This is a genomic window from Corynebacterium pseudopelargi, from assembly GCF_003814005.1.
In the GTDB taxonomy this organism is placed as follows: Bacteria; Actinomycetota; Actinomycetes; order Mycobacteriales; family Mycobacteriaceae; genus Corynebacterium; species Corynebacterium pseudopelargi.
The window spans coordinates 2,122,658-2,146,110 of record NZ_CP033898.1 but is presented as its reverse complement, the minus strand read 5'-3'; the positions used below and the strand labels follow the sequence as shown (position 1 = coordinate 2,146,110).

The following is a 23,453-nucleotide window of genomic DNA, read 5'->3' as shown; positions in this document are numbered from 1 at the left end:
CGAAAAGTTTAACCCATGCGATTACCTACGTCACGGCGTTGGCTCGTAGGTGTCACCTCTGGCTCCGCGCAGGCGATGAACACCCTGTGCGCAGTATCAGCGGTGCTCATCTACCACCTGGGCAAGCTTGCGGGCACCCCTGGCTGAAGTGCTTTGGCTCTGGTAGCGGAAAAATTTAACTAAATTCCGTATCCTTGGGGTTTGTGACTGATCATTTTGACGTAGTAGTTCTCGGCGCTGGCCCTGGTGGCTATGTTGCCGCCATCCGTGCAGCGCAGCTTGGTAAAAAAGTTGCCGTAGTAGAAAAGCAGTATTGGGGCGGTGTCTGCCTGAACGTAGGCTGCATCCCTTCCAAGGCACTGTTGAAGAACGCCGAAGTGGCGCACATCTTCAACCACGAGGCCAAGACCTTTGGCATCTCGGGCGATGTGTCCTTTGATTACCCCACTGCCCACAAGCGTTCCCGCAAGGTATCTGCAGGCATTGTCAAGGGCGTGCACTACCTGATGAAGAAGAACAAGATCACCGAAATCGATGGTCTTGGTAGCTTCAAGGACGCCAACACCATTGAGGTAAGCGAAGGCAAAGACGAAGGCAAGACCATCACCTTCGATAACTGCATCATCGCTACCGGCTCCGTGGTGCGTTCCCTGCCTGGCGTAGAGCTTGGCGGCAATGTGCTTTCTTATGAAGAGCAGATTCTCAAGGAAGAAGCACCGAAGTCCATGGTGATCGTGGGCGCTGGCGCTATCGGCATGGAATTTGCCTATGTGCTGGCGAACTACGGTGTAGACGTCACCATCGTTGAATTCATGGACCGCGTGCTGCCCAATGAAGACGCCGATGTGTCGAAGGAAATTGCCAAGCAGTACAAGAAGCTTGGCGTGAAGCTGCTTACCGGCCACAAGACCACCGCCGTGCGCGATAACGGCGACAGCGTGGAAGTAGATGTGGAATCCAAGGATGGTTCCAAGTCTGAAACCCTCAAGGCTGAGCGCGTGATGATCTCCATCGGCTTTGCTCCCCGCGTTGAAGGCTTCGGCCTTGAAAACACCGGCGTGAAGCTCACCGAGCGCGGCGCCATCGACATTGACGAGCGCATGCGCACCTCCGTGGATCACATCTACGCCATCGGCGATGTGACCGCCAAGCTGCAGCTTGCCCACGTGGCAGAAGCCCAAGGTGTGGTGGCCGCAGAAACCATCGCCGGTGCAGAAACTGAAGAGTTGGGCGATTACATGATGATGCCCCGCGCAACCTTCTGTAACCCGCAGGTGGCATCCTTCGGCTATACCGAGCAGGCAGCCAAGGAGAAGTTCTCCGATCGCGAAATCAAGGTGGCCAGCTTCCCGTTCTCCGCTAACGGCAAGGCAGCCGGCCTGGCTGAAACCGCTGGCTTTGTCAAGATCGTGGCGGACGCAGAATTTGGCGAGCTGCTTGGTGCCCACATGGTTGGCGCCAACGTATCCGAGCTGCTCCCAGAGCTGACCTTGGCACAGCGCTTCGACCTCACCTGCGAGGAAATCGGGCGCAACGTGCACACCCACCCCACGCTTTCAGAGGCAATGAAGGAAGCCGCAGAAGGCATCATGGGCCACATGATCAACCTCTAAAGCCCCGGCAAGAAAAGCTCAGAGGCTGAAAAAAGAGCCGGAACCCCGCAAGCTAGGCGGGTGTTCCGGCTTCTCTTTTGTTTCTAGCGACTACTGCTTCTGGCTGCGCTTGTTCTGGCGCATGGTTTGCTGCAGTTCGAGCAGCTCTGGATCATCGCGCACAAGCGCAACGAGTTGGCAGTCCTGTGGGCCGCTGGCGCCGGGAACGCACAGCGAGCAGGGCTCGCCAAAACGAATCGGACATTTAGGTTCGGGGCGTGCCATGCAGCCCAAGGTACTCCTTAGATGCGGCAGAGCGTGTGCAGCCCCCAGATACTCCTTGTGGCCTGCACATTTTTCTTGCGCTGTTGGCCTTCAAGCCCGGCTTAGTAAGGCGCGATGGAAGAGCTGTGCGCATCGATATGGATGGGGCGGTTCACAGGCGGGAAGGCGCGTTGGGCGCAGTCTTCTCTTAAGCACACGCGGCAGCCTGCTCCGATGGGCACTGTGTGGTTGAGGTCTAAGCCCGTGGCGTACACGGTGCGTGAGGCGTGCTGGATTTGGCAGCCAAGGGCGATGGAGAAGAGTTTGCCTGTATCGCCAAAACGGCCAATATCGTGGCGAACTGTGCGTGCGATCCAAAGATACGTTCTGCCGTCTGGCATTTGAGCCACCTGTCGCACGATTTGGCCAGGGGTGCTAAATGCCTCGTAGACGTTCCACAGTGGGCAGGTGCCGCCTGCGTGGGTGAAGTGGAAGCCGGTGGCTGATTGGCGTTTAGAAATATTGCCGGCTCGATCCGCCCGGATGAAGGTGAAGGGGATGCCGCGAAGGTTCTCCCTTTGCAGTGTGGAAAGGCGGTGGCAGATGGTTTCATATCCCACACCGAACATGGTGGAGAGGTATTCAATGTCGTATCCGCAGCGCTCGGCTTGGGCATGAAACAGTGCGTAGGGCATCATCAGTGCCGCCGCGTAATAGGAGGCAAGCCCGCGCATGCCTAGGCGCTGTGCTTCCTCGGTGTTAAAGCCTGCATCTTCTACGAGTGCTTGAATGGTGCTGCCTGCCTGCAAGAACCCGAGTTCCGAGGCGAGGCGGAACGCGCGTTGCCCTGTATCTAGCAAAGGGGAGAGGCTGATGGTGTTGCTCAGGCGATCGAAGTGGTGCAGTGCTCCGCCCAATTCGCGGATATCGATGGTTACGCCGTGGTGTCGAAGCTGTTGGATGATTGCTTGCTCGGTGCCGCGGATATCGAAGGTGCGTATGGCTAATTCCTTTGCCAAAGCCTCAGCATTGCGGTCGAGGACGTCGAGGTAGTTTTGGTGGGCGTAGAAGAAGTCGCGCACTTCGTCGTGAGGCATCGATAGCGCCTCGGAGACCGCTGCTGTCTCGTTATTGGAGCCGGCGAAGCGCGCATCGGTAGCCACGCTGAGCTTGTCGCGCACATTGCGGTATCGACGGTGCATGGCCACCATGAGCCGTGCTACGTCGGGGTGGTGCTCCACCATGTCGGAGAGATGCTCGAGGTTAATGGGGGTGGGGCAGATCTCTCGGTCGAGGGTTACGTCTTGGATCTCGGCTACGAGTCTGGAGTTATCGTCGCGCGAGAAGAAGGTGCGGTCTACGCCAAAGGTTTCGGTGATGCGGTCGAGCACCGTGAGGGTAAGGGGGCGCACGTCGTGTTCGATTTGGTTGACGTAGCTGGCCGAAAGTCCCAGCGCATGGGCGAGTGATGCTTGGCTGAGGTCGCGTTCGCGGCGGAGTTGGCGCAGGCGTGACCCGACGTAGGTCTTTGTCATGGATCACACTTTAAGTCAGGTGCGAGGCTGTGCAAAGTTCCTTATGGCAAAACTTTGCAATTCTTCACTTTTGCTTTCATAAAACTGTCATCCCTTCGATTGATCCCATATGGGTGGAATCCTTAAAACCGAACTATTCGGTATTTAATAGGGTGTATTTCCGGCCATTAAGGCGGCCTTCAAAGTGTCTCAGAATCGGAGCCGGTGGAGCAGGGGTTTTGCTTAATATGTCAGCGGCGAGATAGCTAAGGCAACCCTAAACTGCAGCGTGGGGCAGGTTTTTGGCGCCGTGTGAGGTGGCTCACCCGAGGGATTCTAAGTGGTTTAGGGTGACACCAGCGTTCTAAAGTGAATACGACACTGGAGGTGCCATGACTGTACAAAATATCGACCGTGAGGCAGTTGCTCACGGCAAAATCACTGAAAAGCCGCTGCGTGAGCGGCCAAAGTATCCAACGTGGGCGCTCAAGCTCACAATGGCCGTAACCGGCCTGATTTTCGCGTTGTTCGTTGCCTTCCACATGGCCGGCAACCTGAAGGTCTTCTTGCCGTTCTATGACGACGGCACGCATCCGATCGACGTTTACGGCGAGTGGCTGCGCAACATGTTCTACCCGCTGTTCCCCCACGAGGCTTTCCTCTGGATCTTCCGCATTGTGCTGCTTGCCTGCCTGGCACTGCACATCTACGGTGCATTCGCCCTGACCGGCCGTTCGCACAAGTCCCGCGGCAAGTTCCGTCGTACCAACCTCATGGGCGGCATGAACAGCTTCACCACCTCGACCATGCTGGTGACCGGCGTGGTGCTGCTGGCCTTCATCATCTTCCACATCCTCGACCTCACTGCAGGTGTGGCACCAGCGGCTTCGGATCAGTTTGTTCACGGTGAGATCTACGCCAACATGATCGCCAGCTTCTCTCGCTGGCCTGTGACCATCTTCTACATCATTGCCATGGTCACCCTGTTCCTGCACCTGACCCACGGCATCTGGCTCGCCACCAGCGACCTCGGTATCACCGGTCGCCGCTGGCGCGCGGTCATGCTCTTCATCGCCTACCTGCTTCCTGCAGTGGTGTTGATCGGCAACATCGCCATTCCGCTGTCCATCGCTTTGGGCTGGATCGGCTAAGGACGTAAAGGTTTTTCAACTATGAGCAATCACATGCAAACCACAGCTCGCCCTGAGTTCAACCAGCCCGCATCGGTCGTACCCGGTGTGCGCCCCGGTAGCGTTCTCGACTCCGCCGAGCCCAAGGGTGTTCCCACCAAGGAAATGTGGGATTACCACAAGAACCACATGAACCTTGTGTCCCCGCTGAACCGTCGTAAGTTCCGCGTGCTCGTCGTGGGCACCGGCCTTTCCGGTGGCGCCGCAGCCGCCGCACTCGGCGAGCTCGGCTACGACGTCAAGGTCTTCACCTACCACGATGCTCCGCGTCGTGCGCACTCCATTGCTGCACAGGGTGGCGTGAACTCCGCCCGCGGCAAGAAGGTGGACAACGATGGCGCATACCGCCACGTAAAGGACACCGTGAAGGGCGGCGACTACCGCTGCCGCGAGTCCGACTGCTGGCGCTTGGCTGTTGAGTCGGTCCGCGTGATCGACCACATGAACGCCATCGGCGCTCCCTTCGCTCGCGAATACGGCGGCACCCTTGCTACCCGTTCCTTCGGTGGTGTGCAGGTCTCTCGTACCTACTACACCCGTGGCCAGACAGGCCAGCAGCTGCAGCTTTCCACTGCTTCTTCGCTGCAGCGTCAGATCCACGAAGGTTCCGTAGAGATCTTCACCCACAACGAGATGGTTGACCTGATCGTTACTGGCGAGGGCGATAACAAGCGCTGCCAGGGTCTGGTCATGCGCAACCTGATCAACGGTGAGCTCACCGCGCATACCGGTCACGCAGTGATCCTGGCTACCGGCGGTTACGGCAACGTGTACCACATGTCCACGTTGGCAAAGAACTCCAACGCTGGCGCCATGATGCGTGCCTACGAGCAGGGCGCATACATCGCTTCGCCTTCCTTCATTCAGTTCCACCCAACCGGCCTGCCGGTGAACTCCGAGTGGCAGTCGAAGACGATTCTGATGTCCGAGTCGCTGCGTAACGACGGCCGCGTGTGGTCCCCAATCAAGGAGAAGGACGATCGCGACCCCAACACCATCCCCGAGGAGGAGCGCGACTACTTCCTGGAGCGTCGTTACCCCGCCTTCGGCAACCTGGTGCCCCGCGACGTTGCTTCCCGCGCCATCTCCCAGCAGATCAACAAGGGTCTGGGTGTAGGACCGCTGCACAACGCCGCTTACCTTGACTTCCGCGACGCCATCGAGCGTCTGGGTCAAGACACCATCCGCGAGCGCTACTCCAACCTCTTCCAGATGTACGAAGAGGCCATCGGTGAAGACCCCTACACCACGCCGATGCGTATTGCGCCTACCTGCCACTTCACCATGGGTGGCCTGTGGACCGACTTCGATGAGATGACTTCGATTCCTGGTCTGTTCGCAGCAGGCGAGTGCTCCTGGACCTACCACGGCGCTAACCGCCTTGGTGCTAACTCGCTGCTTTCTGCATCGGTTGACGGCTGGTTCACCCTGCCGTTCACCATCCCGCACTACCTGGCCAACCACCTTGGCGAGGAGCGCCTCGGCGAAGATGCGCCTGAGGTTGCTGAGGCACTGCAGCGCGCACAGGCTCGTATTGACCGCCTGATGAGCGTCAACGGCACCGACCCCCACGGCCCTGAGTACTACCACCGCCAGCTCGGCGAGATCCTGTACTACTCCTGTGGTGTGGCTCGTAATGTCGAGGACCTCAAGAGCGGCATTGAGAAGATCCGCGCACTGCGCCGCGACTTCTGGGCCAATGTTCGCGTCACCGGCAAGCAAGAAGAAATGAACCAGGTGCTCGAATACGCTCAGCGCGTAGCCGACTACATCGACTTGGGCGAGCTGATGTGCGTTGACGCACTGGACCGCGACGAGTCCTGTGGTGCACACTTCCGCGACGATCACCTCTCCCCTGAGGGCGAGGCTGAGCGTGACGACGAGAACTGGTGCTTCGTGTCCGCATGGGAGCCTGGCCAGGCTGAGGGCGAGTTCATTCGCCACGCCGAGCCGCTCACCTTCGAATCGATCCCGCTGATGACAAGGAACTACAAGTAATGAAACTCCATCTCGAAATCTGGCGCCAAGCCGGACCGTACAGCGAGGGCCACTTCGAATCGGTCGACGTTCCCGATGCAGTCCCTCAGATGTCCATCCTGGAGCTGCTGGACCACGTCAACAGCAACCTCATCGAGCAGGGCAAGGAACCCTTCGCCTTTGCTTCCGACTGCCGCGAAGGCATTTGCGGCACCTGTGGTCTGTTGGTCAATGGTCGCCCCCACGGCCGCGAGCAAAACCAGCCCGCCTGCCAGCAGCGCCTGCTCAACGTTAAAGACGGTGAGACGCTCAAGATTGAGCCTTTCCGCTCCGCTGCCTACCCCGTGATCAAGGACATGGTCGTTGACCGCTCCGCCCTTGACCGCGTGATGCAGCAGGGTGGTTACGTCACCGTCAACGCCGGCACCGCACCCGATGCCGACACCCTGCACCTCAACCACCAAACCGCAGAGCTCGCACTTGACCACGCCGCATGTATCGGCTGTGGTGCCTGTGTGGCAGCCTGCCCCAATGGTGCAGCACACCTGTTTACCGGTGCGAAGCTCAAGCACCTCTCCCTCATGCCGCTTGGCAAGGAAGAGCGTGGCAAGCGTGCACGCAAGATGGTTGATGAGCTTGAGACCAACTTCGGCCACTGCTCCCTCTACGGTGAGTGCGCCGATGTGTGCCCTGCCGGTATCCCGCTGACCGCGGTGGCCGCAGTGAATAAGGAGCGCGCACGCGCTGCCTTCCGCGCGAAGGACGACTAGTTCTTCAGCCCACCTCCACGCTTAACCCCCGCCTCTTTGAGGCGGGGGTTCGGCGTTATCAACCAAAGGATTGAAAACAATCAACCCCTTCCCCCTATTTGTGGCTAGTGTGAGAACAGTGACTCCCTTGAGGATCGCGTGGGGCAGCGCACCACGGCTAAACTTGCACCTACATAACGCATAGCGCTCGCCGCAGAGCACCTGCTCGCCGGGCAAAGCGAAGGCAAAAGGAAGAAAGGGCCAACACCACAATGTCTGACTCTGTAAAGGCTACGAAGTCCGAGGGCTACCCCGTCTTTGAAGGTCGCATGAACTACATCGACGGCTACGACCCGGTCAGCTACTACGCACCGCACTCTTCGCTGCAAAAGACCTCCACCTGGCTTGGCATGGGTCTGGTTCTCACCGCCCTGGCTGGCCTCGGCACCCTGGTGTTCGGCTTCGGCGCTCAGTCTGTTGGTTCCCAGGAACACTGGGCAACCTACGCCCTGATCGGCGCTGTGATTGCAGGTGTATGCATCGTCGGTGGCTTTGGCCTGATCCACTACGGCCGTCGCGATTACCGCAAGTACCGCGCAGAAACCGGTCGCATCAACTAATTCAGACCGCAGCTTTCGCTTTTCAAGCGCCCACCACTACCGTGGGCGCTTTTCTTCTGCCCGCATTTGCTCAAGTGCTGCTACCTCAATGCGGTATGCGGGCCTGGGTTGCGCAATAATGAGCCGCATGCAAGCTAGCCAAGAACGTCTCGCGGTCCCAGGGCCTTCACCTGAAGATGAAGCAGCGCGCCGCAAAACACTGCGCAACCACAAACTCTTTGCCACCAGCTTGTTGGGTGTTGCAGCAGTGATCTTTCTTAGCTGCCAGTGGTACACAGCCGCCACAGATCCAACCCCTGCGTGGGTCGGCTTTGTTCGCGCCGCCGCGGAGGCCGGCATGGTGGGCGGCTTGGCAGACTGGTTTGCCGTTACCGCGCTGTTTCGCTATCCCCTCGGGCTGAAAATCCCGCACACGGCGATTGTGAAGCGCAAGAAGGATCAAGTGGGTGAAGCGCTGAGTGATTTTGTGGCAGAGAACTTCCTCAACGCCACGCTAATTACCCAAAAGATCCAAAGCGCGAACCTGCCTACACACATTGCTAATTGGCTGGTTAAGCCCGAAAACGCCGATCGGGTTTCCAAAGAGGTAGGCAAGTTCACCGCGCGGGTGGTGCGGGCCTTAGATCCCGATGATGCTGAGGCGGTGATCCGCACGGCGGTCGTCGACAAGCTGAAAGAGCCAGCGTGGGGTCCTCCCGTGGGCAAGTTGTTGGAAGATCTGATTCAGGGCGGCCAGGTGGAGCCCGTGGTGGATCAGCTCGTGCATTGGCTGCACGTCAAGGCGCTGGGCTCCGAGGCGCTGATCGTGCGCCTCCTCGATGAGCGTGCCCCGAGCTGGGCACCGAAGTTTGTTAATGAGCTGGTAGGCGACAGAGTGTACCGCGAGCTCATCCAGTGGACGGCCGCCGTTGATCGCGATAAAGACCATGAGGCGCGCCAAGCTATTCGACGCTTCCTGCACCAATTCTCCGAGGACCTTCAGCACGATCCCGCCATGATTGCCAAGGTGGAGGAAATCAAACACGACGTGATGGCCAGCGAGCCGATGCAAAATATTGCAGCGACCCTTTGGGACAAAGCCTCCGCCACCATCATCGACACCGCCGAGGATCCCCACTCGATCCTGCGCCAAAAAACCCGAGAGCTTTCCTTGGAATGGGGCCACCGACTCCACGAGGATGCCGATGTGCGCAACGCGCTGGATCGACGCATCACCAAAGCCGCGGCCTTCTTAGCTGATAATTATGCCGAGGAAGTCACCTCGATTATCTCCGAGACAATCGAGCGCTGGGATGCCGATGAGGCAGCCGACAAAATCGAACTCATGGTAGGCAAAGACCTCCAGTACATCAGGCTCAACGGCACGGTCGTTGGTGCGATTGCAGGCTTAGCCATTTACACTGTGTCCTACCTCTTGTTTGGCGTATAAAAACCGAAAGAACCCTATGACTATTGCCTCTATTTACATGCTGCTGCGCTACGCCATCCTCATTTTCAAGCTGCTGATCGTGGCAGCCGGAGCCATTGGTGCAGTGCTCAGCGCTTCTACCCGCGGCGACGCCTTCCAGGTGGCCGACCGCCAAGATAAGTGGGTGTGGGTAGCACTGCTGGCAGGTTCAGCCGCAGTACAGCTACTGCCCATCCCCTTCCTCTCCTGGATCGGCATCGTGATCATCGGCCTGTACTGGTTCGATGTGCGCCCGCAAATCAAAAACATCCTCGACGGCACCTACGGCTGGTAAACCCGAGGCATAAGTGGACATTCCCATTAGCGCCGTCCTGCTTGAGCCCACAGCGAGCTTTGAAAGCGTGCGTCAGGCATGCCAGAACGCCGCAGCCCAAGGCATTGGGGTAGTGGTGCCACCGAACCTGCTGCGCGCCCTGCCGGCAGAGCAGGGCCAGGAGGCCTCGCAGGTTCAAGAAGGTCAGCAGTTCCAGCAGGCCGGACAAAGCTGGCAAGCAGCGCCAGGCGCCCACACCGAGCCAGGCGCCCACACCGAACCCGGCTGGCAACAACAGCCACAAACGCCCCAGGATTTACCTAGAAGAGTGAGTGTTGCCAGCGTGGCCGGATACCCCAGCGGCCAGCACCACCGCCTCATCAAAGCCTCAGAAGCGCGCCTCGCCGTCCAAGAAGGCGCCAGTATGGTGGCCGTGGTGCCCGAATACGCCAATATCGCCGTCATGAACTCCACGGGCTTCATTAGTGAGGTCGCGTCCATACGCGAAGCCGTCCCGCATCCGGCGCAGCTCGCGGTCTTTGTAGACACCACCATCTTTGATGCCCAGCAGCTTGCTTGGGCCGCCAGGCAGCTTGGCCCTGTGGGCATTGACGCAATTATTGCCGGGCCGCATGAGAGTGCTGCTGAGGGTGTTTGGCACTTAAGCCAGCACAGCCGCGTGCCGGTGATGGCGGTGTGTAGCAATGAGCAAGCCCCCGCCGTGGTTGAGGCGGGGGCTACGGGGCTTTGGATCACCCATCTTCTAGATATATAGCTAGCAGCTTAGGCAGAAGGCCCGAAGTTATTTTCGGCGGATAGCTCATTGAGGTCGATATTGTGGCCTTCGAGCTCTACTTCCATGCCGTTGTCGAGCACCTTGATGCCCTTGAATTCCAGGCCAACGTCGATGCTGCCTGCGGCTTGTTTAAAGGCTTGGGTTAGGGCATCGGACACGCTCGATGGGAGGCTGAATCCAAGAACCGAGGTGTTCTTTGCCACGAAGGTGAGCTGGCCATCTTTGACTCGTGGTTCAAGCTCTACGCTTGCTGCCCCGTTGCTTACTTCTACTTCCATGGTGCCGTTTTGGGGGTGCGACTGTACGTCGGTGATGCTCACGGTGTTTTGCAGGAGTTTGCCTGCGAGCGATTCCAGCAGGTTGGCATCGGGTGCTGGTTCTTGGGGTAGGGCGCCGTCGAGGTAGATCTGCAGGTTGGCGAGGAGGAATTCATTGCTGAGCTGGGTGGTTAATTGCAGCTGTTGGGCAATGAGGTGATCGGGGTCGCTGATATCGAGGTGGTCGATCATGATGTGCGCATCTGGTGTGCCGGAGATGCTGGGCACGGCGTTGGGGTCAGCAGGCCGCTCAATCTTGACGGTATCCGGGGTAGTGATCTCTACCTCTTTGACGTCTTTTTGCAGCATGCCCAGCAGCAGCGGCGAGGACCCGAGCGATACTTCTGCTTCGCGCCCATCGGCACTTTGTCCAACTTCATCGCGGATTTGCTTGGTCACATACCAGCGGGCGCCAAATTCGCTGCCAATGAGCACAATGAGCAGCACCGCGAGGATGCTTAACACGACTTTGAAAATTCCTGATGATGATTTGCTCACGTAGCTAAGAGTGCCTGATTTCGCTGCAAAACGCCATGTACCAAGCTGAAGCGCTAGAAAATACTCCGCGGCGCTGCAAAAGAGCCAAGCCGCCTTGGAATTCCTAATCCTCTGCAACCAGCGACCAGGGCACTTCTAAAAGATTGTCGCTTAAGCGCCGGCGTTGCGGTGCAATGCCGAGCTCTTCGGCCACCATGCGTTGGGTTTCTCGCCATCGTTGCCTTGGCCCAAATGGGGCCATCGCTGCTGTGTGATCCCAGGCGCGATCGAGGCGCTGGAGCAGGCTATGGATCTTCTCACCCGGCACATTGCGGTGGATCAGCACCTTGGGCAGGCGCTCGGCAAGCGCGGAGGGGTAGTCGGTGTGCAGCGGATCCCAGGCCAGTGTGAGGCTGCGAGGGCCGTGGGCATCTAAGGTGATCCAGGTGCTTCTTCTGCCCAGCTCATCGCAGGTGCCCTCTATAAACAGCCCACCGGGGGCAAGCCTGCTGCATACCGTGTGCCAGGCATCGTGGACCTGGCTTACGTCGTATTGGCGCAGCACATTAAAAGCCCGCACCAGGTGTGGGTTGTGGCCTGCAAGCTCAAAGCCGCCTAAGCCAAAGTGCACGCCGTGTTGTGCCGGTTGGATTCGTTCGGGTGCGATTTCTAGCCCAAGCACGGCAATGTCGGGGCGGATGCGTCTGAGCCAGCCTGCCCATTCCACGGTGGTGGTAGCTGATGCCCCGTAGCCTAAGTCGATGGCCAGCGGGTCGGTGGCGTGGTTGAGGAGGCGTTGTATTGCGGGGTTATTGGCCATCCATCGATCGCAGCGCCGCAGCCGGTTTTGGTTGGTGGTGCCTCTGGTTACTACGCCGATGGGACGCGAAAGCCGACCAGCCCGGGCGAATTCGGCTCGCTTATTGTGGGCATGGTCGGCCATGGCGTGTTGCAGGTGCGAAAAGGCTTAGAGGTTTTCTTTGATCCACTGCTCGGTGAGGTTGCCTTCGTTGTTGAAGAGCTCACCGAGTGCTTCGGCTACCTTCGGTTCGATGGCGCCGCCCATGAAGGGGATGTTCACGGTGACTTCGTTGGCGTAGTCGAGCACGGTGCTATCGCCTTCGCCGCGCATGCTGATTTCACCTTTGAAGTCCACAGGGGTGCCTTTTACATCGGCGGTGTAGGAGTGCTTGGCGTTATCGCCTTCGAGTGCACCAACGTTGACTACTCGCTTCACCTTCAACGATTGGCTGATCATGCCGCGGACAGCTTCGGGCAGCAGTTCCTGGGGGAGCACTTCAAACAGGGTGGCTACTGCGCCGCCGTCTGCTTCGCTGAACTCGTGAACCTGGCCGGGTTCGGGGGAAAGGTGCTGGGTGACGTAGGCCCAGTAGTCGGCGTTGGTGAGTGCTTCGTGCACCTTATTCGCCGGTTGTGCGATGGTTACGGTGTTCTCGCTTCGTGTCGTCATGCGTACAGACTACCTTTGATGGTGTGGCAAATACATTGTTGGATCCTCACTACGAAGAAATCTTCGAGCAGGCGGCGTCTCTTAGCTCCGTCACTCGTGGCCTAGAGCCCTTCGCGCAACTGACTACCTTGCACCTTGGCGGCACGCCGCTTTCGAGCTTTCGCTGCTTTTCTCAGCAGGCTGCGGTGGAGGTAATCAAGCTTTTCGACGCCCACCAGATCCCCTTGCTGGTGGTTGGCGGAGGGTCCAACCTGGTGGTTGCCGATGGCGAGGTGCCATTGGCCGCTGTGATCCTCGACTTCGACGGCATCGACATCGACGCCCCCAGTGCGCGCCTTCGCGCTGAGGCGGGCGCTGTGTGGGATGAGGTTGTGGCTACGGCGGTGGCTGCAGGTTTGGGTGGCATTGAGTGCCTTTCTGGTATCCCCGGCAGCGCTGGTGCCACCCCGGTACAAAATGTGGGCGCCTACGGCTGCGAGATTGCCGATGTACTGGTCGAGGTCACCTTGTACGACAGGCAACATGGCCGGATTGTCAAGGCAGCCGCTTCCGAGCTGGATCTTGCCTACCGTTACTCCAACCTGAAATTCACCCAGCGTGCGGTCGTGCTGGATATCACCTTGCAGCTACACAGCGATGGCCTTTCCGCACCCTTGCGCTTCGGGGAATTAGCGCGCACCCTCGGCGCCGAGCCGGAGCAGCGCCTGCCCATTGCCGATGTGCGCGAGGCGGTGCTGGGGCTTCGTCGTGGCAAGGGCATGGTGTACCAGGAATCGGATCACGATACCTGGTCTGCTGGCTCTTTCTTTACCAACCCCATTGTCAGTAGCGCCCAGGCAAGCGAGGTGCGCTCAAAGGTGGCCGCCAAGCTCGGCGAAGAGGCAGCAGAGGCTATGCCCGCTTTTGAGGTTGCCGGTGGCATCAAGCTTTCGGCGGCCTGGCTCATTGATAAAGCGGGCTTTCACAAGGGATACCCAGGCCCGCAGGCCCCGGTGCGGCTTTCCACCAAGCACACTCTCGCGTTAAGCAACCGCGGAAACGCCAACACCGCGGATCTCGTGGCGTTGGCCCGGGAAATCCGCGGTGGGGTGGCCGAAGTCTTTGGTGTGACTTTAGAGCCTGAACCGGTGTGGGTAGGGGTAAGTATTTAGCGCTTGAGCTTTTTCAGCAGCTCTTCTTGCACGTCGCGGCGGCGCACCTTGCCTAGCTGATCCTTCGGCAGTTCTTCAAAGTGGTAGAAGGTGCGCGGAACCTTATAGCGGGTGAGGTTTTCGCGGCAGTATTCCTTCATGCCCTCCGGGTCGAGTGCTGCACCGGCGTTGAGGGTAATAGCAGCAACCACCTGTTCGGAGCCATCGCCACGGGGAAGGCCCACCACGGTGGCCTCCACGATGTCGGGGTGGCTTCGCAATACCTCTTCTACTTCAGCCGGATACACATTGAACCCGCCGGTGATAATCACCTCTTTAATGCGTGCCACCAGGCGGATAAATCCATCCGGCTCCATGATTCCCACATCGCCGGTGCGATACCAACCATCGTGGAAGCTGGCCTCGGTGGCCTCCGGGTTATTCAGGTAGCCTGCAAAGACCTGCGGGCCGCGAACCAGCACCTCGCCTTCCTCGCCATCTGGCATCGTTTCATCCAGATTCTCTGGATTGGCAATGCGGATTTCGGTATCGGGGAAAGGAATACCCACATAGCCTGGGCGACGATCCGAGCTCATCGGGTTTCCGACGATAATCGGCGAGGTTTCTGTCAGCCCATAGCCTTCAACCAACAGCCCGCCGGTGAGCCTCTCCCAGCGCTCCACTGTGTCGGTGGGCAAGGTGGAGGCGCCGGAGAAGGAGTTGCGCACACCAGAGATGGAGATATTCTTCGCCTCTGCTGCTTCCACGATCTTCTGATACAAGGTGGGCACACCGGGAACCCAGGTGGGGGTGTGCTTCTTCATAATCTTCATAATCAGCGGGATCTGCGGTGCAGGCAGCAGCACGATCTCGCCGCCGATATATACCGCCAAGTTCAACACGATGGTGATGCCATAGGCGTGGAACATTGGTAGTGCTCCCAGGAGGCGCTCGTCTTGATCGCCTAGGCCTTGCACCCAGGCCTTGCCCTGGAGCAGGTTGGCAAATAGCCCGCCGTGGGTGAGTTGGGCACCCTTGGGTGCGCCGGTGGTGCCGGAGGTATAGAGCACCAAGGCCACCGAATCTTTTGTTACCTCGGGGCAGGAGACAACATCGTCACCATTGCCGCCAAGAGCAGGGCCGATCAGCACATTCCACGGCACGGTATTGGGGGCATCGGCGCTCAGGGCATCGCGTTGCTTGCGAATCATCGGCACTGGCAGTTTCAGCGCAAAGCGCTGCACCGAGGGCATGGCGTCGATCATGTTCACCGAAACGATGGTTTCCAGCGGGGTGGTGCGGCGCAGCTTTTCTAGGGTGGAGGCTGCTTTATCCCACACGATGGCCACGCGAGCTTTGTGGTCTTTAAACGGTCCTTCAAGCTCGTGGGCGGTGTACAAGGGGTTGTGCTCTACCACGGTGGCGCCCAATTTGAGCACGGCAAAATAGGCGGCGATGTGCTGGGGGCAGTTGGGCAACACGATGGCCACATGATCGCCGGGTCGCACGCCCAGGGCGCGCAGGCCAGCAGCCGCGGAACGCACGCGCTTATCAAGTTCGCCATACGTCATCTGGCGGCCAAAGAAATAGGTGGCTGGCTTATTGGCGTTGATCTCGAGGTTGTGATCGTAGATATCCAACAAGGTGGTATCGCCATACTCCAGCGTTGGGGGAGTCCAATCGCCGTAGTACTGCAGCCATGATTTCTTTTCTAACGCTGACATGCCACTTCCTTATTGGTGGTTGAGTAGTGCGAGGTTTGCACGCAGGCTTAGTTAGCCAGGCTTCGTTACCGGAGCTTAGTTACCCTAGCGTAACCCCGGATCTGGCCGAGGTGCCACACCACGATGAGATTTTTACTTTCTTTTCTACCTGAAAATGATCCAGCCCATCGCTTCCACTCCTGGGCTACGCAGTGTGCCCGAATACACCCTGCTGAAAGTTTTCACCGCGTGAACGCCAGGATTACCCTCGAGTGCATGTCCAATGACAATGCCGAAACTCCCTCATTGCTTTCCCATGCAGGCATGCGCATCAGCCCGGCCGGCGGGCACGTCACCAGCGCAAGCACAGGTCACGGCGAACTCTTCTACCTCTCAAGCAAGGCCAATATTGGCGTAGGCGAATCCATCCGAGGCGGTGTACCGGTGATTGCCCCCTGGTTTGGTGGCTTGCTTGGCCAAAGCCCATCACATGGCTGGGCGCGCCGGGAACTGTGGAGCGTTGAACAGCAGCCGAAGGGATTCGTGGCGAAGTTGCGCCACGAAGATATCTGCCTTGAGTTGCGCACCCGCAGGGAGGATGAGGAACTCAGTATTACCCTCCAGGCCATCAATCGAGGATCTCGGCCCACCACGGCGCAATTTGCTTTGCACCCCTATTTTGCGGTGGGGGATATCCAATCAACGGTGTTGCGTGGCCTCGGCGGCACCCGCGCACTAAACCAGCTCAGCGGCGAGGAGTACTCCTTGCCCAAGGAGCTGCGGATCCAAGGTGAGTTCGATGTGATTGCCCATGAGTCACGCCGCGTGGTGATCGACGATGGCGTGCGCCGGATCGTGGTCTCGCCGATTGGGGCAGATGCCACCGTTGTGTGGAACCCCGGCGAGCAACAAGCCGCGGCCATAGAGGATATTGGCCCTGGTGAATGGCGCAATTTTGTGTGCGTTGAACCAGCACTTCTCGGCGATGGCCTCAAAGGGGTGCGGCTTCGCAGTGGTGATGCGGCCACGGTGGGGATGCGCATTCACGTGGAGGAATAAGCTAGCTCCTTAAGCATCGACGGGGTGCATCTAGGATGGCAGCATGCGCATCGCCATGATTTCTATGCACACTTCCCCCCTGCAGCAACCAGGTTCTGGCGATGCAGGGGGCATGAATGTTTATGTGCTCTCCACTGCCTGCGAATTGGCCAGGCGTGGTGTGCAGGTGGATGTTTTTACCCGCGCCACGCGCCCAAGCCAAGGGCATGTGGTGGAGGTAGAGCCCGGTTTAAGGGTGATCAATGTGGTGGCAGGCCCGTATGAGGGCTTGAGTAAAGAGGAATTACCCACCCAGTTGGCGGCCTTTGCTGGCGGGATTTTGCAATTTGTTCGTTGCGAGCAGCTTCACTATGACCTCATCCATTCCCACTATTGGCTTTCTGGGCAGGTGGGTTGGCTGCTGCGTGATCTGTGGCAAGCCCCGCTGGTCCATACTGCGCACACCTTGGCGGCGGTGAAAAACACCCATCGCACCTCCAATGACACGCCTGAGTCTGATGCGCGGCGCATCTGTGAGCAGCAGTTGGTAGATAATGCGGATATTTTGGTGGTGAATACCCCGGAAGAAACCAATGATCTGGTGCGCCACTATGATGCGGAGCCTGAGAAGGTGGCGGTGATTGCCCCTGGTGCCGATGTGGAGCTGTTTACCCCCGGCAAGCAGCGCAATACTGAGCTGGCTCGTCGTAATTTGGGTATTCCGCTGCATACCAAGGTGGTGGCCTTTGTGGGGCGGCTGCAGGAATTTAAAGGCCCGCAGGTGCTGCTCAAGGCCGTCGCTGAGCTTTTCCGCCGCGACCCTGATCGCGATATGCGCGTGCTTTTGTGTGGTGGGCCTTCGGGTGCTCAAGCCACGGTGGAGCACTACACGGAACTTGCCCGCTCACTTGGTATTTGCCACAGGGTGCGCTTTTTAGATCCTCGCCCCGCCGAGGAGCTGGTGGCCATTTTCCAGGCGGCTGATGTGGTGGCGGTGCCTTCCTATAACGAGTCCTTTGGGCTGGTGGCTATCGAGGCGCAGGCCTGCGGTACTCCGGTGATTGCGGCTCGCGTGGGTGGTTTGCCCATCGCCGTCGACGATGGCACCACGGGTGTGCTGGTAGAAGATCATGAACCAGGTCATTGGGCAGACGCTATTGCTTCCTTGCTTGACGACGACCAACGTCGCATCGCCATGGGTGTGGCAGCCAGGGAGCATGCCATGCAATTCACCTGGGCGCGGGCTGCAGAAGAACTTGAGCAGGTCTATGGCCAAGCGCTTGCCCTGAGCGTGGATAGCTGCGTGCAGCGCAAACCCGAAGGGGCTTAAGCAGCGCTTGGGGTGTGGGCGGTGGCGTCGAAAAGCACGATGCCCGAACGGGCATCAACCGGGCGCAAATGTAAATAATCCCACATTTTGGCCTTGAGGGAGCCTGATCCACGGCGAATTGGAACGTTTGGTGGCATGCTTGAGGCATGAGTAATGGCAAATTGATTCTTCTGCGTCACGGTCAAAGTGAGTGGAATGCATCCAACCAGTTCACCGGCTGGGTCGATGTAAACCTCACCGAAAAAGGCGAGGCTGAGGCTCGTCGCGGCGGCGAATTGCTCAAGCAAGAAGGCGTGCTGCCCGAGGTTGTATACACCTCGCTGCTGCGCCGCGCTATCCGCACCGCCAACATCGCGCTCAATGCCGCTGATCGTCACTGGATTCCCGTTGTGCGCGACTGGCGCCTCAACGAGCGTCACTACGGCGCGCTGCAGGGCCTGAACAAGGCAGAAACCAAGGATAAGTACGGCGAAGAGCAGTTCATGGCATGGCGTCGCTCCTACGACACCCCGCCGCCAGCACTCGATAACGACAGCGAATACTCCCAGGCCAACGACGTGCGCTACGCCGACCTGGATGCCGTACCCCAAACCGAGTGCCTCAAGGATGTTGTAGAGCGCTTCGTGCCCTACTTCGAGCAGGAGATCCTGCCGCGCGCAAAGAAGGGCGAAACCGTCCTCATCGCAGCGCACGGTAACTCCCTGCGCGCCCTGGTCAAGCACCTGGACAATATCTCCGATGAGGATATTGCAGAGCTGAACATCCCCACCGGCATCCCGCTGGTGTACGAGCTTGATGCCGAAGGCAAGGTACAAAACCCAGGCGGCACCTACCTCGACCCCGAGGCCGCTGCCGCTGGCGCCGCTGCTGTTGCAGCGCAGGGTGGAAAATAACCACTGCTAGCTCAATAAAAAGCGCACCCAACCCGCCAAGGGATTGGGTGCGTTTTGCGCTCTTTGTAGCGCTTAAAAGAGCCTAGGAGTTCTCGTTGATCTTATTCACCTGGTTTTGAGCAAGCGCCTGCAGCACTTCCTTCGGAATGGTGTTGGAGCCAATCACCGTGAAGGTCTTGCCCTGGGTGGTGCCGGTGATGATCACGTTTTGGGCACCGGCCGGGGGAACCTCAAGTTCCTGGCCGCCAACATTCATGCTCTGCATTTGCTCTTCCACGGCCACCACATTGTCTGCGCCCTCAATGGAAATCTCCATGGGGGTCACGGTGTAGGTGCTCACGCTCTTAGCCAGCTCATTATCAAACTCACGGGTAAAGGTGGCGCACTCTTCGGGGTTCACCGTGGTTTCGGTGGCGTCGATGCGCACCATCACAGCCTCATTGTCATCAGGGGTGGTGTAGAGCGCGGTGGCAGCTTCGTTTTGGGGCAGTGCCGCCCACTTTGCTGCGGTGGAAATATCGGCTGCAAACGGCTGGCACTGCTCGGGCTGTACTCCACCGTCGAGGTTGAGGTTGCCGCCAAGCTCAGAGGCAAGATCGTTGACCATAGAAACATCGGCGTGCTTAAGGCCCTCAGGTGCATCATCGGGGCCAACGATCATCTCTTGCAAGGTCGCTGCCTGCGTCTGCTCGATCGTCGATTGCGCCGTGCTGGTCACAGTATTGGTGCTGGTTTGCGTCTCGGCGGAGTCATTATCTCCGTCGGAGCTACAAGCGCTCAGCCCCAAAGCCAGTATGAACGGTACGGCCAATAGCGTTGTGCTGCGCTTGTGGTTGTGTAAACGCATCTTCATCAAGCATCACTCCTGGAGGTTAGAAATCAATGGCAGGCATCGTGCATACCTGCCACCTCTTGCCCGAAGTGTACGTGGATTTCTTGCGAAGCACTGCGCGATTGTTGCCAAAGCACTGCGCCCCGGAGGTGTTTTGGCCTAAAAACCAGTGCTCTTGGCGGCGATAGAGCCGTGGCTACTGCTGCAGTTTGGCAATCTGGCTTTGAGCCAGGCTTTCGAGCGTGCCCGGTTCTACGTTATGGCCAACCACCGTCATGTGCTTGCCCGCAACATTGGCGCTTATGACCAAGGTGGTCCGCCCAACCTTATCGCCGGGGCTATCTTGGCCATCGAGGGCAACCGCGGTGGTAAGCACCGAAACGGCGTGCACATCTTCAGCACCTTCGAGGTCGAGGTCAACCGGCTTGAGCTGGTAGGTGGTGGTAATCGTGCCAATTTGAGTGTTATCGCTGCGCGTGACGGTTTGGCACTGGGCGGGATCGGCGCTGCGCGGTTCCAAATCGAGTTCCACAATGGCCCACTGCTGATCAAAGCCGCTGTACATCGCCACAGTTCTTTGATCTAACGGCGTTTTTGCCCAGGCCGCTGCGGTATTGGAATCAAAGATGAGCGGGGCGCATGCCTCCGGGTCGAGCGTGGCAGGCGAGGGGTCTTGGTTGGAGCCGAATACCTCATAAAAATTCCCCGGCGCTAGTCCCTCGGGTGCGTCGGAGGGGCCGACGATGGCGTCGCTTAGCTCGGTGTGCGCTGGTGTGCCTTGATCCATTGGCGCTACCTCTGCCGCTGCGGTCGATGATGTGGCCGGGGCATCTTGTTGGGAACACGCACCCAATGTGCTTGCTAGGCCAATTCCCGCAACACACAGGCCAACAGTATTGAGAGTGCGCATTGGATCTCCTTTGAGTGAGGCTCAACCTTTTCCAGGCGTGTTGTGCAAGAGCCTAGCAGCGCAGCAGCGCGTTCTAGGCTATGCGCGTGCGTTCGGGGCGCAGAAGCAGGCGATGTGCACTAGCATGAGGTGCTAGTGACAATTCTGGCAGCTTTCCTGTTGGGCGTGGTCGTAGCCGGCCTCGCCCTACCTGCGTTTCAGTGGTTGCAAAAACGAGTGCGACGCTACCGCTCTGCCAGCACCTTGAATGCCAATCAGGTCACCACTGTAAGCCAGGTGCTTCACCTTACGGTGCAGGGTTCGCCCACGGGAGTTACGGTGATTGACCGCTCGGGTGGGGTGTTGCTTTCTAATACGCCCGCCCACGAGATGGGCATTGTGCACGAGCGTTCGCTGAATCCCGATATTTGGCAGCAGGCCGCCGAGTGCTTTGATGATCAAGAAACGCACACCGTGGAGTTGGCCACCGATCAGCGCCGCCCCGGTGGTCGCATTACTTCGGTGCGTGCGGTGGTCAAGCCCCTTTCGCTTGTCGACGATCGATTTGTGGTTGTTTTTTCCACCGATGAATCCGAGAGCCAGCGCATGGAATCTGCCAGGCGAGATTTCGTGGCCAATGTCTCCCATGAACTCAAAACGCCTGTCGGTGGCATGGCCTTATTGGCAGAAGCGCTCACCGAGGCCGCCGATGACCCAGATCAGGTGGCGTATTTTGCCGAGCGCCTCCAAAGCGAAGCGCATCGCTTGGCCGACATGATCAATGAGCTGATCTCCTTGTCTAAATTGCAAGGAGCCGAGGCCTTGCCGGATATGGCGCCGGTGGCCATCGACGAGGTGGTGGACGAGGCCATTGCGCGCAATTATCTAGCGGCAGAAAACGCCGGTATTGAGCTCACCCGCACCAAACCCACTGGCGTGCAGGTGATGGGGGATAAGAACCTGCTTATCACCGCGTTATCGAATCTGGTGAGTAACGCCATTAATTACTCGCCCAATGCGATGCCTGTTTCTGTGAGCACCAAGGTGGTTTCCGATGCCACGGTGCTGATCCGGGTGATTGACCGCGGCATTGGCATTGCGCCGGCGGATCAAAAGCGAGTATTTGAGCGCTTCTTCCGCGTGGATAAAGCTCGTTCCCGATCTACCGGCGGCACGGGCTTGGGGTTAGCTATCGTAAAACATGTGGCTGCAAACCACGGCGGTAGCGTCAAATTGTGGTCTAGGCCAGGCGCCGGTTCCACATTCACACTAGAGTTGCCCATTGCTAGCAATCAGCCCGTTGCACACGAAGCAATCGCCTCCGAGGTGCCGCCACGGCTGAGTGGTTCATTGCGAAACAGCATTCCCAGAGTGGGAGTCAGACGAAAGGACAAGTCGTGACCACGATTCTGCTCGTTGAAGACGAGGCCTCCCTTGCCGACCCTCTCGCGTTTTTGCTGCGCAAAGAGGGCTTTGAGGTCATCCACGCCGCCGATGGGCCTGCGGCACTAGAGCTGTTTCGTAGCAACGACATCGACATCGTCTTACTCGACCTCATGCTGCCCGGCATGTCCGGCACCGATGTCTGCCGCGAGCTTCGGGCGGAATCACAAGTCCCAGTGATTATGGTGACGGCCCGCGACTCCGAGATTGACAAGGTAGTCGGCCTCGAGCTCGGCGCCGATGATTATGTAACCAAGCCCTATTCTTCACGCGAGCTGATCGCCCGCGTGCGTGCCGTGCTGCGCCGCGGTGGCGAGCCGGTGTATGAGGAAGAAGACGAGCAGATCCTCGAAGGCGGCCGCGTGCGCATGGACGTAGAGCGCCACACCGTCACCGTGGATGGCGAACCGGTGCAGATGCCGCTCAAAGAGTTTGATCTCTTGGAGTATTTGCTGCGCAACGCCGGGCGAGTGCTCACTCGCGGCCAGCTCATCGACCGCATCTGGGGTGCCGATTATGTAGGCGATACCAAAACCCTGGACGTGCACATCAAGCGCCTGCGCTCCAAGGTAGAACTGGAGCCGAAATCGCCACGCAACCTCGTTACTGTGCGCGGTCTTGGCTATAAGTTTGAGCTTTAAGGCTCGCCGGGTGCCGGGCAAATGCCTGGGGGTGGGCATTGACCATCTGCTCGCGTGCTTGGCAATGCTGGGCAAGCACCGCGTAGGCGCTATCGCCGAGCAAGGCGCGTAATTCCGCCTCGTGGCTTCGCCAGATCGGCTCGGCGTTGGCATGGCAACGGGCATCGGTGGTGCAGTACCAATCAAAATCCTCGCCACCATTGCCCCAGCCGCGGCGCTCGTACTCGGTGATGGTGGTTCTTAAAATCTCCTGGCCATCGGCGCGTTCCTCATAGGCCTCCAGCCTGCGCAGAGGAAGCTGCCAGCACACCTCTGGTTTGACCACGGTGAGGTCTTCGCCCTCGGCCAGCGCCCACTGGTGCAAGGCGCACCCAGCCCCGGTAGGCCAGCCGTGGCGGTTGGCAAAAATACAGGCCCCGTGCACAATCTTCGTTTTTAATGCTGGCTCTGGTTCGCCTTCGTCATTGTCTAGTTCATCCCACTCCAGCCAGGGTTCGAGTTCTTCGGCACCCACATCCTGGTGGTACTGCCAAAAACGCTTCGGCATGCGCTGCACGGCGTCGAAAAGCTGGGAGCGATCCTGTTCATCACTTAAAAAAGCGCCGTGGGTGCAGCACCCCACCTCGGGGAGCGCGGCATCGATGCCCCGGCAGCGGCTCGTGCCAAAACCGCAGGCATAGGTGGATTCTACCCAGGTCAGGTCGATGCTGATCTGGTGCAGTGGATCTTCGGGGTGGGTGAATTCGAACCACTCGCGCGGGAAATCATGCGGCAATTCATCACCGCGGGCAATGGAGGCCGCGGCGGCACTATTGGAGGGGAAACCCAAATTCACGCGAGGCATAAATACCAAACTTTTCGGGGGC

24 protein-coding genes are annotated in these 23,453 nt (G+C 58.8%); 14 read left to right on the top strand and 10 right to left on the bottom strand.

All coding sequences use genetic code 11. The annotated features are described in order from the left end of the window. Positions 1 to 203: 203 nt before the first annotated feature. A complete protein-coding gene (gene lpdA / locus CPPEL_RS10085; RefSeq protein WP_123961006.1) occupies positions 204 to 1,613 on the top strand; it encodes a dihydrolipoyl dehydrogenase in 1,410 nt (469 codons plus the stop codon). Between the two features lie 90 nt (positions 1,614 to 1,703). Here the strand turns inward: lpdA and CPPEL_RS11180 are convergent, their stop codons facing one another. Next, positions 1,704 to 1,877 (bottom strand): DUF6767 domain-containing protein, encoded by a 174-nt coding sequence (locus CPPEL_RS11180; RefSeq protein ID WP_164470417.1) that lies wholly within the window; start codon positions 1,875 to 1,877, stop codon positions 1,704 to 1,706. Between the two features lie 101 nt (positions 1,878 to 1,978). Continuing rightward, entirely contained in the window at positions 1,979 to 3,391 is a 1,413-nt protein-coding gene (gene ramB / locus CPPEL_RS10080; RefSeq protein WP_123961005.1) for an acetate metabolism transcriptional regulator RamB, read from the bottom strand. Positions 3,392 to 3,762: 371 nt separating this feature from the next. Here ramB and CPPEL_RS10075 point away from each other — a divergent pair, with 371 nt between their 5' ends. From CPPEL_RS10075 to CPPEL_RS10045, 7 genes are all read left to right on the top strand, one after another. Further along, positions 3,763 to 4,521 carry a succinate dehydrogenase cytochrome b subunit gene (locus tag CPPEL_RS10075; RefSeq protein ID WP_123961004.1) on the top strand — a complete coding sequence of 253 codons (759 nt, stop codon included), beginning with the start codon at positions 3,763 to 3,765 and terminating at the stop codon, positions 4,519 to 4,521. 21 nt (positions 4,522 to 4,542) lie between these two features. Continuing rightward, positions 4,543 to 6,558 (top strand): fumarate reductase/succinate dehydrogenase flavoprotein subunit, encoded by a 2,016-nt coding sequence (locus CPPEL_RS10070; protein WP_123961003.1) that lies wholly within the window; start codon positions 4,543 to 4,545, stop codon positions 6,556 to 6,558. Further along, positions 6,558 to 7,307, top strand: a complete 750-nt coding sequence (locus CPPEL_RS10065) for a succinate dehydrogenase/fumarate reductase iron-sulfur subunit (RefSeq protein ID WP_123961002.1) — start codon at positions 6,558 to 6,560, stop codon at positions 7,305 to 7,307. Before CPPEL_RS10070 ends, CPPEL_RS10065 begins: the two co-directional genes overlap by 1 nt. Before the next feature lie 251 nt (positions 7,308 to 7,558). Next, positions 7,559 to 7,906 carry a hypothetical protein gene (locus tag CPPEL_RS10060; protein ID WP_123961001.1) on the top strand — a complete coding sequence of 116 codons (348 nt, stop codon included), beginning with the start codon at positions 7,559 to 7,561 and terminating at the stop codon, positions 7,904 to 7,906. 118 nt (positions 7,907 to 8,024) lie between these two features. Then, entirely contained in the window at positions 8,025 to 9,335 is a 1,311-nt protein-coding gene (locus CPPEL_RS10055) for a DUF445 domain-containing protein (RefSeq protein WP_123961000.1), read from the top strand. 16 nt (positions 9,336 to 9,351) lie between these two features. Beyond that, positions 9,352 to 9,648: a DUF2516 family protein gene (locus tag CPPEL_RS10050; RefSeq protein ID WP_425453793.1), complete on the top strand. Its 297-nt coding sequence runs from the start codon at positions 9,352 to 9,354 to the stop codon at positions 9,646 to 9,648. A 13-nt stretch (positions 9,649 to 9,661) separates the two neighbouring features. Further along, on the top strand, positions 9,662 to 10,402 hold the full coding sequence (locus CPPEL_RS10045) for a beta/alpha barrel domain-containing protein (RefSeq protein ID WP_123960999.1): 741 nt from the start codon (positions 9,662 to 9,664) through the stop codon (positions 10,400 to 10,402). A gap of 8 nt (positions 10,403 to 10,410) precedes the next feature. Here CPPEL_RS10045 and CPPEL_RS10040 read toward each other — a convergent pair whose 3' ends face one another. The 3 genes from CPPEL_RS10040 to CPPEL_RS10030 all read right to left on the bottom strand — a co-directional run bounded on the left by CPPEL_RS10040 (position 10,411) and on the right by CPPEL_RS10030 (position 12,688). Beyond that, a complete protein-coding gene (locus CPPEL_RS10040; protein WP_164470416.1) occupies positions 10,411 to 11,238 on the bottom strand; it encodes an LmeA family phospholipid-binding protein in 828 nt (275 codons plus the stop codon). Between the two features lie 103 nt (positions 11,239 to 11,341). After that, a complete protein-coding gene (locus CPPEL_RS10035; protein WP_123960997.1) occupies positions 11,342 to 12,160 on the bottom strand; it encodes a class I SAM-dependent methyltransferase in 819 nt (272 codons plus the stop codon). A gap of 24 nt (positions 12,161 to 12,184) precedes the next feature. Further along, positions 12,185 to 12,688 (bottom strand): DUF2505 domain-containing protein, encoded by a 504-nt coding sequence (locus CPPEL_RS10030; protein WP_123960996.1) that lies wholly within the window; start codon positions 12,686 to 12,688, stop codon positions 12,185 to 12,187. A gap of 23 nt (positions 12,689 to 12,711) precedes the next feature. On the opposite strand from CPPEL_RS10030, the gene CPPEL_RS10025 reads away from it, so the two are divergent. Further along, on the top strand, positions 12,712 to 13,839 hold the full coding sequence (locus tag CPPEL_RS10025; protein ID WP_123960995.1) for a UDP-N-acetylmuramate dehydrogenase: 1,128 nt from the start codon (positions 12,712 to 12,714) through the stop codon (positions 13,837 to 13,839). Here the strand turns inward: CPPEL_RS10025 and CPPEL_RS10020 are convergent. Beyond that, a complete protein-coding gene (locus tag CPPEL_RS10020) occupies positions 13,836 to 15,542 on the bottom strand; it encodes a long-chain-fatty-acid--CoA ligase (protein ID WP_123960994.1) in 1,707 nt (568 codons plus the stop codon). The genes CPPEL_RS10025 and CPPEL_RS10020 overlap by 4 nt on opposite strands. A gap of 255 nt (positions 15,543 to 15,797) precedes the next feature. Here CPPEL_RS10020 and CPPEL_RS10015 point away from each other — a divergent pair, with 255 nt between their 5' ends. Further along, positions 15,798 to 16,580 (top strand): aldose epimerase family protein, encoded by a 783-nt coding sequence (locus CPPEL_RS10015; RefSeq protein WP_164470415.1) that lies wholly within the window; start codon positions 15,798 to 15,800, stop codon positions 16,578 to 16,580. Between the two features lie 43 nt (positions 16,581 to 16,623). Beyond that, positions 16,624 to 17,889: a D-inositol-3-phosphate glycosyltransferase gene (gene mshA / locus CPPEL_RS10010; protein WP_123960992.1), complete on the top strand. Its 1,266-nt coding sequence runs from the start codon at positions 16,624 to 16,626 to the stop codon at positions 17,887 to 17,889. On the opposite strand, the gene CPPEL_RS11175 is transcribed toward mshA, so the two are convergent. Beyond that, on the bottom strand, positions 17,886 to 18,026 hold the full coding sequence (locus CPPEL_RS11175; RefSeq protein WP_164470414.1) for a hypothetical protein: 141 nt from the start codon (positions 18,024 to 18,026) through the stop codon (positions 17,886 to 17,888). The genes mshA and CPPEL_RS11175 overlap by 4 nt on opposite strands. Positions 18,027 to 18,035: 9 nt before the next feature. Between CPPEL_RS11175 and CPPEL_RS10005 the strand changes: the two genes are divergently transcribed. Continuing rightward, complete coding sequence (locus CPPEL_RS10005; protein ID WP_123960991.1) at positions 18,036 to 18,782, top strand: phosphoglyceromutase; 747 nt, start codon at positions 18,036 to 18,038, stop codon at positions 18,780 to 18,782. An 82-nt stretch (positions 18,783 to 18,864) separates the two neighbouring features. Here the strand turns inward: CPPEL_RS10005 and CPPEL_RS10000 are convergent, their stop codons facing one another. Then, complete coding sequence (locus tag CPPEL_RS10000; protein WP_123960990.1) at positions 18,865 to 19,635, bottom strand: hypothetical protein; 771 nt, start codon at positions 19,633 to 19,635, stop codon at positions 18,865 to 18,867. Between the two features lie 175 nt (positions 19,636 to 19,810). Beyond that, positions 19,811 to 20,524, bottom strand: coding sequence for a hypothetical protein (locus CPPEL_RS09995; RefSeq protein ID WP_123960989.1), 714 nt, complete (start codon positions 20,522 to 20,524; stop codon positions 19,811 to 19,813). A 135-nt stretch (positions 20,525 to 20,659) separates the two neighbouring features. Between CPPEL_RS09995 and CPPEL_RS09990 the strand changes: the two genes are divergently transcribed. Beyond that, positions 20,660 to 21,904, top strand: coding sequence for a sensor histidine kinase (locus tag CPPEL_RS09990; protein ID WP_123960988.1), 1,245 nt, complete (start codon positions 20,660 to 20,662; stop codon positions 21,902 to 21,904). Then, positions 21,901 to 22,587, top strand: a complete 687-nt coding sequence (locus CPPEL_RS09985) for a response regulator transcription factor (RefSeq protein WP_123960987.1) — start codon at positions 21,901 to 21,903, stop codon at positions 22,585 to 22,587. Before CPPEL_RS09990 ends, CPPEL_RS09985 begins: the two co-directional genes overlap by 4 nt. Here CPPEL_RS09985 and CPPEL_RS09980 read toward each other — a convergent pair. After that, entirely contained in the window at positions 22,550 to 23,431 is an 882-nt protein-coding gene (locus CPPEL_RS09980) for a DUF3109 family protein (protein ID WP_123960986.1), read from the bottom strand. The two genes, CPPEL_RS09985 and CPPEL_RS09980, sit on opposite strands and share 38 nt — an antisense overlap. Positions 23,432 to 23,453: the final 22 nt, after the last annotated feature.